8 protein-coding genes and 1 tRNA gene are annotated in these 13,306 nt (G+C 45.1%); 8 read left to right on the top strand and 1 reads right to left on the bottom strand.

Annotated elements, in window-relative coordinates; genetic code table 11:
- Window positions 1–141: formate--tetrahydrofolate ligase (locus QZ998_RS03810; protein WP_296557119.1), on the top strand; the 141-nt coding region annotated here is incomplete at its 5' end.
- A 108-nt stretch (window positions 142–249) separates the two neighbouring features.
- Here the strand turns inward: QZ998_RS03810 and QZ998_RS03805 are convergent.
- Window positions 250–2,244 (bottom strand): fructose-1,6-bisphosphatase, encoded by a 1,995-nt coding sequence (locus QZ998_RS03805; protein WP_296558150.1) that lies wholly within the window; start codon window positions 2,242–2,244, stop codon window positions 250–252.
- A 215-nt stretch (window positions 2,245–2,459) separates the two neighbouring features.
- Between QZ998_RS03805 and QZ998_RS03800 the strand changes: the two genes are divergently transcribed.
- From QZ998_RS03800 to pglX, 7 genes are all read left to right on the top strand, one after another.
- On the top strand, window positions 2,460–3,089 hold the full coding sequence (locus tag QZ998_RS03800) for a cobalamin-dependent protein (RefSeq protein ID WP_296558148.1): 630 nt from the start codon (window positions 2,460–2,462) through the stop codon (window positions 3,087–3,089).
- A 13-nt stretch (window positions 3,090–3,102) separates the two neighbouring features.
- Window positions 3,103–3,807, top strand: coding sequence for a GntR family transcriptional regulator (locus tag QZ998_RS03795; protein WP_296558146.1), 705 nt, complete (start codon window positions 3,103–3,105; stop codon window positions 3,805–3,807).
- A 54-nt stretch (window positions 3,808–3,861) separates the two neighbouring features.
- Window positions 3,862–3,937, top strand: a tRNA-Val gene (locus QZ998_RS03790).
- Window positions 3,938–4,402: 465 nt separating this feature from the next.
- Complete coding sequence (locus QZ998_RS03785) at window positions 4,403–5,005, top strand: DUF1819 family protein (RefSeq protein WP_296558144.1); 603 nt, start codon at window positions 4,403–4,405, stop codon at window positions 5,003–5,005.
- Window positions 5,006–5,584 carry a DUF1788 domain-containing protein gene (locus QZ998_RS03780; protein WP_296558143.1) on the top strand — a complete coding sequence of 193 codons (579 nt, stop codon included), beginning with the start codon at window positions 5,006–5,008 and terminating at the stop codon, window positions 5,582–5,584.
- A 171-nt stretch (window positions 5,585–5,755) separates the two neighbouring features.
- Window positions 5,756–9,433, top strand: coding sequence for a BREX system P-loop protein BrxC (gene brxC / locus QZ998_RS03775; protein WP_296558142.1), 3,678 nt, complete (start codon window positions 5,756–5,758; stop codon window positions 9,431–9,433).
- A 115-nt stretch (window positions 9,434–9,548) separates the two neighbouring features.
- A complete protein-coding gene (gene pglX / locus QZ998_RS03770; protein ID WP_296558140.1) occupies window positions 9,549–13,226 on the top strand; it encodes a BREX-1 system adenine-specific DNA-methyltransferase PglX in 3,678 nt (1,225 codons plus the stop codon).
- Window positions 13,227–13,306 lie beyond the last annotated feature (80 nt).

The raw sequence follows: 13,306 nt of genomic DNA, 5'->3' as shown, positions 1-13,306 counted from the left end.
CGTCAATTGACAATCTCAGCAGGTGCTGGTTTTATCATTGCCTTAACTGGCGAAATCATGAAAATGCCTGGTCTGCCTAAAGTACCGGCAGCAGAAAAAATTGATGTTGATGATAACGGCGTAATTGCTGGTTTATTCTAGGAAAAACGTCATTTAAAGCAGATCCTTTATAGGTACGTAAATTTTATAAGTAGGCAAATAAAAACCCCGTCGAGAAATCGGCGGGGTTTTTGCTTGCAACGGGCTTGCTTAGTATTGTTTTTCTTTGATCAGCCCTTTTCGATAGGCAGTGATCAACATTTCCAGATCGTCAACCTGAGACATGATCGCTTTACCAGTATCGGTATCGCGAACCCGTTTTCGCTCGGTGGTTTTTTCTACTACCATCAGGGTCGATTTGATGTCAACTCCATCGGCGATGGCCTTTTCGACGGATTCAAAGGGATCGTGGCTGATCAGAATCAGTCCGTAGGAATTATAGGTCAGGGTATAGCCGGCAATGCCCGTGGTTTTCTGATAAGCCCGGGCAAAGCCCCCGTCGATAACCAACTGCTTGCCTTTGGCTCGGATTGGACTTTCTCCGGAGATGGCCTTGACCGGTATGTGGCCGTTAATCAGGTGACCCTGATCCGGGTCAACCCCAAATTCGACCAGAATTTTTCGCGCCAGTTCCTCGTCGTCATCGACTAGCAAGTAAAAGGGTGCGTGGTTTTCTTTATGGGGGGTCTTGTCATCAATGAAATAACGCTCAAAGGTGGCCATCTTGTCTTTACCGAATAAGGGCGAATCTTCATGGCACCACAAAAACCAGAGAAAATCGGTACGAGCAGGGTTTTCATCCTTATCGGTTTTGCCAAAATAGGCCTCCCGAGCCAGCTGGTCAAACTTATCCATCAGTCTTTTACCGGAGTAGCGTTTACCATCGATTTCTTTTTCTTTAAACGTGCCATCCTCGTTCAACAAGACACAGGCATGAAAGAGCAGGTTGTCGTTAAAGACCTTGTACATGTTGCCCTTGGCATACATAAAGCGGATGTGTTTTTGGAGCTTTTCACTATGAAGGAAAGCATAAACCAGGCGATCCATGACCAGCGTTTCGGCTTCGGTCAAGACACAGGGGTCGGCTGGATCGAGAGTCGGAAAGTTAGTGTCGTTAAGCTGGTAAACAACACCCTCGACAGTCACGGTGCCCTTGTCAAAATCAATGTGGCGCAGCAGTTGGCGCTTTTCCATCTGGTAGTCGGGGTGATTATCGATCATACACTCTTCGAGCTTGAACTGGATCATCGCAATGGCCTTGTGCATCTTGGACATCAGTGCCGTTTCCTGGTCGGAGACGGTATGAATGTCGGAAATTTTAGGTGCAAATTGGGTGCAGGGATCATCGCTGTAAACCCCGCTGGCAAAGGAAGCTAGCGGCAGCAGATTGATGCCATAGCCGTTTTCAAGGACATCCATATTGGCATACCGTAGGGCGATCCGGACGGCGTTGGCAATACAGGCAGCATTGCCGGCGGCGGCACCCATCCAAAGAATATCGTGGTTACCCCACTGCATATCCAGGGAATGATGGCGCATCAGCGTGTCCATCACCTCATCAGGGCCAGCACCACGGTCATAAATATCGCCGATGATATGTAGGTGATCAATGGTTAATCGTTTGATCACCCCTGAAATCTCGATGATAAAGTGCTGGGCGCGTTCCAGTTTAACCAGGCTCTCAATGATCTCCTGATAGTACTCCCGTTTATTAAAGCGGTGTTCATCTTCCTGGAGCAGCTCTTCCATAATATAGGCAAAATCTTTAGGCAGGGCTTTGCGCACCTTGGAACGGGTATATTTTGAGGCTGCCGCCCGGCACACTTTGACCAGTCGGTAAATGGTCAGTTTATACCAGTTGTCCAGGGATTCGCGGCTCCGTTCCTTTTTAATCAGATCAATTTTTTCTTCGGGATAATAGATCAGGGTGGATAATTCCTCTAGTTCTTCAAAGGCAATGGTATTTCCCAGTTCCTGGTGAACCTTGCGTTTGATCGCTCCGGATGCGTTTTGCATAACATGATTGAAGGCTTCGTGTTCGCCGTGAATATCGGTGAGAAAATGCTCGGTTCCCTTAGGAAGGTTGAGAATCGCTTTCAGATTAACTACCTCGCCAACAGCGCTGGTGATGTTGGGAAAGCTCTGGGAAAGGAGCTCCAGATACTTTTGGTTTTCTTGAAGTTGTATTTTTGTATAACTGTTCATATCGACCTCTATTTCTAAATTCGAATAAAAATGTAAATGTTTTCGTCCTGATTATACACTTGAAAGCATTAAAAAGCCATTAAAAAATATCATAGCCAGCTAAAGACAAAAGAAAGATTACGTGATAGAATTAAAGCATCGGTAAACAAACCGAACCGGGAAAAAGACCGGGTAAATTAGATAAAATCTTAGTTTTAAACGAACAGGTGGAATAGATGGAGACAAAAATTATTGCAGCAGTTGAGGCAATTGACGAAAAACGGGCAATCGCATTGGTGGCGGCAGAGCTCGAAACTGGAAAAGACAAAAAAAACATCGCGAGTCAGCTGAATTTTGCCCTTCAGCGGGTCGCAATTCGCTATGAAGAAGGGGAGTATTACATCGCCGACCTGATTATGGCTGGCGAACTGGTGTCCAACCTGCTAAGCATGATGGGGATGGACAGCAGCCAGCTGATCGACGGCAGAAGCCCAGGAAAGATTGTCGTGGGTACGGTTTTTGATGATATTCATGATGTCGGCAAGAATATTTTTATTAGTATGTTACGAGCCGAGGGCTTTGAGGTTATCGATATGGGTACGGATGTCTCCACCGAACGGTTTATCGCAGTTATCAAGAAAGAAAAACCAGCCATTCTGGGAATTAGTGGGATTCTCACCTCGGTGGTCGAGAACATCAAAGAAGTCATTGACGAAATCATTGCCCAGGGACTCCGGGATGAAGTGAAAATAATTCTCGGAGGCGCTTTGGCAGGAACGGACTATGCAAAATATGTTGGTGCCGACGATTACTCCAGCGATGCCATCGAAGGGGTAAATATCTGCAAGCAATGGCTTTTGCAATGAATGGTGATATGCAATGAGAAAAATTTTATATCTTGATATCGTCAATGACATCAAAGGGAAAATTGAAAAAGGGATCCTGAGGCCGGGCGATTTACTACCATCAGAAAATGAAATGTCCGAGCAGTTTGATGTCAGCCGAACCACCTTGCGTAAAAGTCTGGCCTTGCTGGTTAATGAAAAATACATTTATACCATTCCCGGCAAAGGGAACTATGTCTGTGAACCCACGGCCAATCAGTATCAGTTTTATTTTGACGAAATTGACAGCCTCAAAGGGGAAGTTGAAGAGGTCAAGCTGGTCAGTGTCGGGGTCATCACCCCCGGCCGCAAACTGATGCGGGAGCTTAAAATTGGCTCTTTTGAAAAGGTGATAAAAATTCAGAAGGCGGTAAAAATTAAAGAGGAAACGATCCAATATTCAACCATCTTTTTGCCCTATCAGAAGGGTAATCCGATTGTTGAAGATGTGATTAACTTTGCCAATTTTCATGGTTTTATGGAAAAGGGAAAGCTCCAATTTCAGCACAAGAAGATTTTAAGCATCGATATTGTCCATCCACCTCTTGAAGTAAGGGAAAACCTCCAAATTGATCATGATGATTGCTGTTTTCTAGTGTCTCAGAATATTATTTCAATGGAAGACAACATGCCCATCAGTTACAATGAATTTTATATCAAGCGGAATTACTTTAGCCTGACAGCAGAAACAACTTTTTAAAAAAGACTTTACTTTTTGCAAAGATTCAGGTAAAATGATCAAGCAGCAAAAAGTGATCTCGTAGCTCAGCTGGCAGAGCACTACCTTGACATGGTAGGGGTCGATGGTTCAAGTCCATTCGGGATCACCATACTTAGCATAATAGCACCGTTTGCAGCTTTACTGCAGGCGGTTTTTTTATGGAATTAACCAAAAATTAACCAAATTTTAACCGATAGAAATGACATTTTTTTGAGGTGGATCATACAAGGCGTCTATTAAAGACGCTGTTTTTATTTTTTGAAAAATCCATACCCATCCCCAATTTGTCTATAGCCTTCCCTTATACTAAGATGACAGCCATCTTTATCTACTAGCCTAAGAATTCCACTAAAGTTTGACATATGTCAAAGATTTCAACCAAACCGCTTTGTATTGAAATTAAAAACCGGTAAAAATGCAGAGCTGTGCCGATCAGGACTCGATAAACGTTGCACCTGATGATATTTAGGTGTAAAATTCTTTTAAGTGTGTTAAAAAGCGCGTGCGATTTTTTCACAAGGAATCAGAGAATCCTGTGAAGTCACCGCTTGATAAAATACCGGAGGAAATCAATATGCAAAGAAAAGAATACAGTGCCGGAATGACTAAGTTTTCCTTCTGGTTTTCAGAATTTAAAAAGGTGGTACAGCTACAAGACAGTGGCAAAAGCCTGGATGACATTAAGCAGATGAATCAAGCCGAAAACATCTTCTCGGCAACGACACCGAAGCGGGCCAGCCAAATCTTTAATGTAGTATCGTCGCGCATAAAAAGTTTAGATCCAAGTTTTTATAGAGTGTTTAAACAAAGCGATATTGCCAACCAGAAGATCATTGTGTTAATTGCCATTATGGAAACAGACAGCTTGTTCTTTGATTTTGTTTACGAAGTCTACCGGGAAAAGCTGATCATTGGCATGGTCGAATTGGCGGATAGCGACTTAAGCATTTTCTTCAAAAACAAACAACTGCAAAGCGAAAAAGTTGCCAAATGGACGGATCATACCCTAAAAACGCTGGGGAAAAGTTATAAAACCGTCCTCACTGAAGCTGGAGTCATCGATCGGTCAAAAGGCAACCGCAAAATATTAAAACCAATCCTAGACCGGTCACTGGAAGACTGTCTGATAAAAAACGGTATGGCGGTGACTCTCCATGCCTTAACGGGGGTAAGATAAATGGCCACATTAGAAGAGCGACTGGATCAGGCCGAAACCATCATTAAAACCGAAAGCTTTCGAAAAAACAAAGGCCTGGGCAACGAGGTCGGTTATTATATATTTGATTACCCGCCCGAGCAAGAACTGGTAGTCCGGGAACGGATTGCCTATATGGAGGGGAAAAACAACCGGGGAACCGATGGGTTTGATCTCAAGGTCTTTGACCTCTATGATCTGGTCATCGATATTCTGGAGGCCGAAGGCTTTCTGGAGCAGTGCTTCCGTTTCGAACAGAAAAAAGGTATCGAGCGGATCACCAAAGCTGTGGGCAATCTGCTTCAGGTCAACGATGAAAACAGCCTGATTGTGGGGCACATCCAGGAGAACACGCCAGCGGAGGCCGTGGTCTTTCTGACTGGTATCGGCAAATGCTACCCGATCCTGCGCTCGCACAAGGTGCTCAACAACCTCCATCAGGCCATCGATCGGGTGCCAGTGGTGCTGTTTTTTCCGGGAAAATACGACGGCCAGGAACTGGTGCTGTTTTCCGAAATCAAAGACGACAATTATTACCGGGCCTTTAAACTAGTAGACTAAGGTTCAAAATAAGCCAGGTAGTTGCTAACTACCGTACCGATCAATTGTTAATCTGTTGTTTGCTGCGGGATCGGACAGGCTTCGCCGTGTTCGCCCCGATGCAAACAACATGATCTAACAATTGTCGGTACTCGGTTGAATTCATAATTTTGAAATAGGGGAGAGAAAACTATGTATATCAAGGATATGTTCGCAAAACCCATTGACCGGGACATCAAGGGTGTTATTAAGGTTGGTCAGGCCGATGACGAAAACATCAAACAGGAACTGGAAGAATATGTAGTCACTGCCGAACTGCAGAAACATTTTGCCGATTTTTTTACCAGCTATCGCAAAGGTTTAAGTGGCCATACCGACAAAATGGGGGTCTGGATCTCCGGCTTCTTTGGCAGTGGTAAATCCCACTTCCTGAAAATCTTATCGTATCTGCTGGAAAACAAGCAGGTTAACGGTAAAAAAGCCCTGGATTATTTTATCGAGGATGACAAAATCAGCGATGCCATGGTTTTAGCTGATATGAAATTGGTCGCCAGCGTCCCCACTGATGTCATTCTTTTTAATATCGATTCCAAAAGTGAAATGACCAGTAAAAACTCCAAGGATGCGATTGTAGCGGTGTTTTTAAAGGTGTTCAATGAGATGCAGGGTTACTGCGGATCCATCCCTTATCTGGCCGATTTGGAGCGAGAACTGGATGAGAAATGCCGTTACGAGGAATTCAAAGAGAAATTTGAAGACGATTTCGGGAAAAGTTGGGAATCCTCCCGGCATAAATTTGATTTTATCCAGGATAGCATTGTCGACGTGCTGGATGACATGGGTTTTATGAGTCAACTGGCGGTACGGAACTGGTGCGAAAAATCCACCGATCCCTATCCTTTAAGCATTGACGGTTTTGCCCGGCTAGTTAAAGCCTATCTGGATGGCAAAGCCAGCAACCACCACATTATTTTTCTGGTGGACGAAATCGGCCAGTATATCGGTGATGACTCCAAACTGATGCTCAACCTGCAAACCGTTACCGAAGATCTGGGCACCGCCTGTAATGGTAAGGTCTGGATTGTGGTGACCAGCCAGCAGGACATCGATTCGGTGACCAAAACCAAAGGCAACGACTTTTCTAAAATCCAGGGTCGTTTCGACACCCGGCTCTCCCTGTCATCGGCCAACGTTGATGAGGTCATTAAAAAAAGAATCCTTGATAAAAACACCACCGGGGAACAAACCCTCCGGCTCCTCTACGAAAACAAGGCCACCATCATCAAAAACCTGATCGTCTTCAATGACGGGATTGAAAAAAAACTCTACGTCGACGAACGGGATTTCTCAGCTGTCTATCCCTTTGTCCCTTATCAGTTTAATTTGCTGGCCAGCGTGTTAACCTCCATCCGAACCCATGGGGCATCCGGTAAGCACCTCTCCGAAGGGGAACGCTCAATGATCGCCCTCTTCAAAGAATCCGCCATGAAGCTCATGAACCAGGAACAGGGTGCGATCATTCCCTTTAATGTCTTTTATGACGCCCTCCACCAATTTCTCGATCACAGCCATAAAGGGGTGATCACCCGGGCTCTGGACAATGCCTACATCAACACCGATAAAAAGGCGGACTGTTTTAATGTCAACGTTCTTAAAACCCTCTTTATGATCAAATATGTTAAAGAGATCACCGCCAATCTGGACAATATCACCAGTCTGATGATTGCGGAGATTGACACCGACCGGATTGCCCTGAAAAAACAGGTGGACGAAGCCCTGAAGGTGCTGATGCGCCAGATGCTGGTTCAGAAAAACGGCGAGATCTACGTGTTCTTAACCGATGAAGAACAGGAAATCAACCGCGAGGTGGACAGCCAGTCGGTGGAAATGGCCGAGGTCATCAGCAAGGTCGCCGAACTGATTTTTGAGGTGATCGTCCCGGACAAGAAATACCGTTATCCGGCTTTAAACGGACGCTACAACTTTGCCTTCAATCAACTGGTCGACGATCGTCCCTATAAATCAAACCAGAACCATGCCATTGGGGTAGAGGTGATTACCCCCAGCTCCGATTACAGCGATGACGAAACCAACCTGCGGATGAAGTCCGGTCGGGAACAGAAGGTCCTGGTAGTCCTTCCTAACGACGGCGCCTTTATCTTTGAACTCCAGAATGCCCTGAAAATCGAAAAATACCTGCGCCTGACCACCACCGACCGACTGGCTAAATTTGAACAGATTAAAGAAGCCAAGCGGGTGGAGATGCGGGAAAGAAACGAAAACGCCAAGCTCTTTTTAGTGGAAGCCATGAAAAAGGCCGACATCTATGTTAATGGCGATAAAACCCAGATCAGCCAGAAAGACGTCACTGCCCGAATCACCGATGCGATTGGCAAGCTGGTGGCCACGGTTTATCATAAACTGCCCTATATTGATACGGCCATGGGGGAAGCCAATATTCGTGCTTTATTTAAAACCTCTTCCCAGCAGGCCTTGTCCCTTGAGGGGACAACCAATCCCAATGCCCATGCCCTTCATGATGTGCTGTCCTATATCGGGGCGAATTCTGTCCAGCATACCAAAACATCGATGAAGTCGATTATCGACCGTTTTATCAAAGCGCCTTATGGCTTTGTCGAAGACGACGTCGAATGGCTGGTGGCCAAGCTGTTTAAAGACGGCGATATTTCCCTGACTGTCAGCGGTGCCGCGGTGACTCTTTTGAATAAATCTGAAGAGGAAGTCATCCGTTACCTGACCAAAAAAGAATATGTCGAAAAGCTCCTGACCGACCGTCGTGAAAAAGCCAACGATAAACAGAAAAAAGCCCTTCGGGAAGTCGCCAAAGAACTCTTTAACGTTTCTACTATGGATGACGATGACGATTCCATGATGAGTGCCTTCCAGCGGTATAGTCAATCCCTGATGAACGATCTGGAAAAACTGGAAATCAGCTACGAGAACCACCACCTCCCTGGGAAAAAAATCGTCGATTCAGGATTGGCCCTTCTGCGCTCGGTGGTGCAGATCCAGTCCCCGGTGGAATTTTTCAATAAGATTGATCGGGACCGGGATGATTTTTTGGATTTTGCCTTAGACTACGAACCCGTCAAAAGCTTTTTTTCCGGCGAGCAAAAGAATATTTTCATCAAGGCTCAGGAAAAGATAAAAATCTATGATGAGAGCCAGACATTCATTGTCAGCAATGAGATTGAAGAGCGGGTCGCGGAGATCAAACAGATTCTGAAAATGCCAGCCCCTTACAACCATATCCCCAGGCTTCCGGAACTGATCGACCGTTATGTTCATGCCTACAGCCATTATCTGATCGATCAGCTCCCACCGATTATCGATGCCATCAACGGGGCGAAGAAACGGGTCTTTGACGAGCTGGAAACCCGAGCCTTTAAGGACGATTTGCTCAATGATTACACCCAGAAGTTCAGGGTTCTGGAGGATAAGGCCAACGCCTGCAATAACGTGGCGACCCTTCAAAACATCAAGGTGGAAGCCGATACCTTAAAAATTAGACTACTCAATGAAATTACCGCAAAAGACCTGAAGGAACGGGAACGTCAGGAAAAAAAGCGACTGGAACGGGAACGGCTTGAAAAAGAACAGCAGGAAAAAGACCGCACCAATGAAAAACCGGGTACCTACGAAAACGACAAACTTCCTGTAGCACCGCCACCACCACAGCCACCCCAGCCCAAAATCAAAAAGAAAAAGAACATCAGCATCAAGGCCATCAATCCCCAGATAACCTGGCAGATCGAAACCCCAGCCGACCTGGACGCCTGCATGAATGAGCTGAAAAACCGGATTCTAGCCCAGCTGGAAACCGACACCATCGTTAATATCGAATTTTAATTTTAAAAAAACCACAGCTATCCATTATAAACCGCAACCAACCTAATGCTCGATTTGTAGGGGCGGGTAGTACCCGCCCGATCCCTTAACTTCAATCCACAACAGAGAGGTAATCATGAACAAAACAGCTATCAAAACCTTCGCCATCTGGGCCCGCAACAAGCTCATCGACGATATCACCTATAAAGCCGGGCTCCTCGGCATTACTGATAAAGAAATCAAGTCCCCCTTGCCCCAATCAACTCCCGCCGTTCAGTTTTTTGACATCGGCACAAAAGAACCCTACGCCATTACCGGTAATGATGTGGAACAACGCCGAAAACTGGTGGAAGCCCTGGTGAACAAAGACTCCGACCATCCCACCGCCTTTAAAAATCTGGTAGAAGAGGTGGCTTACACCTGGTTCAACCGCCTGATCGCGGTGCGTTTTATGGAAGTCAATGACTACCTGCCCACCCGAATCCGGGTGCTGTCCTCTGAAAGTCTGGGCAAGCGGGAGCCGGATCTGGTTACCCATCCTTTTGATGCAGAGCTGAATTATTCCCAGTCAGATAAACAATTAATTGCTCATCTCCAGGAGAATAACCTCTGGGATGAGCTGTTTCGGATGCTCTTTATCAAACAGTGCAACGCCTTAAACGCCGTTCTGCCGGAGCTGTTTGAGAAAACCAACGACTATACCGAACTGTTGATGAACGTATCCTTTACCGATCAGGACGGGGTGGTTTTTCATCTGGTTAACGATATTGATGAAGATGATTTTAATGTTGAAAAAGAAGGCCAGGTGGAGATCATCGGCTGGCTCTATCAGTATTATAATACCGAGCCCAAAGATGAGGTTTTCGCCCTTTTAAAAAAGAACGTGAAAATCACCAAAGAGCGCATCCCCGCGGCTACCCAGCTGTTTACCCCGGACTGGATTGTCCGTTACATGGTGGAAAACAGCCTGGGACGGCTGTGGCTAGAAGGTCACCCTAACGACAGCCTGAAAGCGGAATGGAAATATTATCTGGATGAAGCCGCGCAGGAAGCAGATGTACAAAAACAGCTGGAAGTCATTCGGAAACAGTACAAAAACATCCGCCCCGAAGAGATTAAAATCATTGACCCCTGTATGGGCAGTGGCCATATACTCGTTTATGCCTTTGATGTACTGATGGCCATCTATGAAAGCATGGGCTACAGCCAGCGCGATGCCGCGAAAAGTATTCTGGAAAATAACCTCATCGGCCTGGACATTGATAACCGAGCCTATCAGCTGGCTTATTTTGCCTTGATGATGAAGGCGAGACAATATAACCGTCGGATTTTAAATGGTGAAACCCGGCCAAAGGTCTATGCTTTTGTTGAAAGCAATGGCTTAAACCGAACCCATTTATATGCCTTAGACACCGGTTTCGATAAAGAAGAACGAGAAGTGGCAGTAGCTCAGATCGAAAAACTCCTGCAAACCTTTGTTGATGCCAATGAATATGGCTCAATTTTAAAGATGGAAGATCTGAATTGGGAGTTGCTGAGATCTTATGCAGATTCGTCCATTACTCGGGGTCAGATTAACATGGATAGTATTGGCGTAGAGGCGACCATTGAACGATTCAAAGGACTCATTGAACTGGGGGAAGTGCTGGCACGAAAATATGAGGTGGTGGTGACCAATCCGCCCTATATGGGCAGTAGTGGTATGGGGACAAAGCTTTCGGATTTTGTAAAGAAGCAGTATCCGGATAGTAAAAGTGATTTGTTCGCGGTATTTATGGAACAATGTGGACAGATGACCGGTGATAATGGGTTTCAGGCAATGATTACCCAGCACGCCTGGATGTTTTTGTCCAGTTATGAAAAGTTGAGAGCAAAACTGATTGAGAAAAACCTTGTGAATATGGCTCATCTAGGGCCGCGCGCCTTTGAAGAAATTGGCGGGGAAGTAGTGCAGACCACCGCCTTTATACAGATGAACGATCATTTGAAGAATTATTTGGGAACCTATGCCAGATTGGTTGATTATGGCAGTCAGCGGGGGAAGGAATTGGCTTTTCTTGAGAAAAAAGACTTACATACCGCGAATCAGGATAATTTTTCGAAAATACCGGGGATGCCAATTGCTTATTGGGTGAGTGAGAAGTTTATAAAAACATTTAAAAATCCATTGATTGAGAATTTATATGATGTTAGACAAGGAATGACAACTTCTGATAACAATCGCTTTTTAAGATTGTGGTATGAAACTGATATTAATAAGTGTTCTTTCAATTGCAAAAATGGCTACGATGCAATTGGTTCAATGAAAAAGTGGTTCGCTTATAATAAAGGTGGTGAATTTAGACGTTGGTATGGTAATAAAGACTATGTCATAAATTACTTTAATAATGGTGCTGAGTTAGAGGAGTTTCATGCTGAATTAAATAAAACTAGTTCGGGTGGTCGGTTAAAGAGCAGGGAATTCTACTTTAAGGAATCTATAACTTGGTCGTTTATTAGCTCGTCAAAGTTTGGAGTTAGATATTCAGAAGAAGGTTCTATATTCGATGTAGCAGGTTCCTCATTGTTTCCAAATAAAGATGATATGCTATATATATTAGGCTTTCTATGCTCGAATATAGCATTTGAAATACTAAGGGCAACTAATCCAACATTAAATTATCAAGCAAAAGACATTAAATCATTACCGATAATATTATCCAAGAATTATAAAACAGAGACTGACAGACTAGTTAATCAAAATATCATGATCTCGAAATCCGACTGGGATTCCTTCGAAACCTCCTGGGATTTCAAAACCCATCCCTTAGTCGCCTTCCGCTCCGATACCGATCTGGGAGTGATTCGTTCCTATGAGCAGGATGAAAACGGCCATCTGGTTGATACTGAAATCATTTTAGGCAACGGTGGAATCGAGACCGCCTTTGAACGCTGGCAGGATTTTACCGAACTTCAATTCACCCAGCTCAAACAAAACGAGGAAGAACTCAACCGCATCTTTATCGACATCTACGGCCTCCAGGATGAACTCATTCCGGAAGTGGCCGACAAGGATGTCACCATCCGTAGGGCCGATCTTAGCCGGGAGATCCGTTCCTTTATTTCCTACGCTGTCGGTTGCATGTTCGGCCGTTACAGCCTGGATACCGAAGGCCTGGCCTATGCCGGTGGGGACTGGGTCAGCGGAAAATATCAGACCTTTATCCCGGATCAAGATAACGTCCTGCCCATCACCGATGAAGAATATTTTGAAGATGATGTGGTCGGTCTCTTCGTGGCTTTTGTCAAAAAGGTTTATGGCGAAGCGTCGCTGGAAGAAAATCTGGATTTCATTGCCAATGCCCTGGGCAACAAAGGCAATACCTCTCGGGAAATCATCCGCACTTATTTCCTAAAAGACTTTTTCAAAGACCATTGCAAGGTTTATCAGAAACGGCCGATCTACTGGCTCTTTGACAGCGGTAAGGAAAACGGTTTTAAAGGCCTGATCTATCTCCACCGTTACAATACCGACACCATCGGCAACCTCCGAATCGATTACCTTCACCGGATGCAAAAGGTCTACGAAAGTGAAATGGCCCGGATGCAGGAAACCATTGATAACAGCACCAATCCCCGGGACGTCTCGGCGGCCACGAAACGCAAAGAAAAGCTCATCAAACAGCTCAAAGAAACAAAAGAATACGACGAAAAAATTGCTCATCTGGCCCTGGCCCGAATCGAACTGGATCTGGATGATGGGGTTAAGGTGAATTATGAGAAAGTGCAGACGGATGTGGAAGGCCGAAAGCTAGCCGTGTTGGCGAAAATTTAGGATTATATTTTGTTAGAAACAGAAGTTATTTCGATTCAGATAATGAAAATATTTCAGGGGAGGAAAATATGCGTGGTTTA

Origin of the sequence: uncultured Acetobacterium sp., assembly GCF_927416815.1 — a bacterium.
GTDB lineage: Bacteria > Bacillota > Clostridia > Eubacteriales > Eubacteriaceae > Acetobacterium.
Note: the sequence above shows the minus strand (reverse complement) of the source record. Positions and strands in the feature narration are given on the sequence as shown.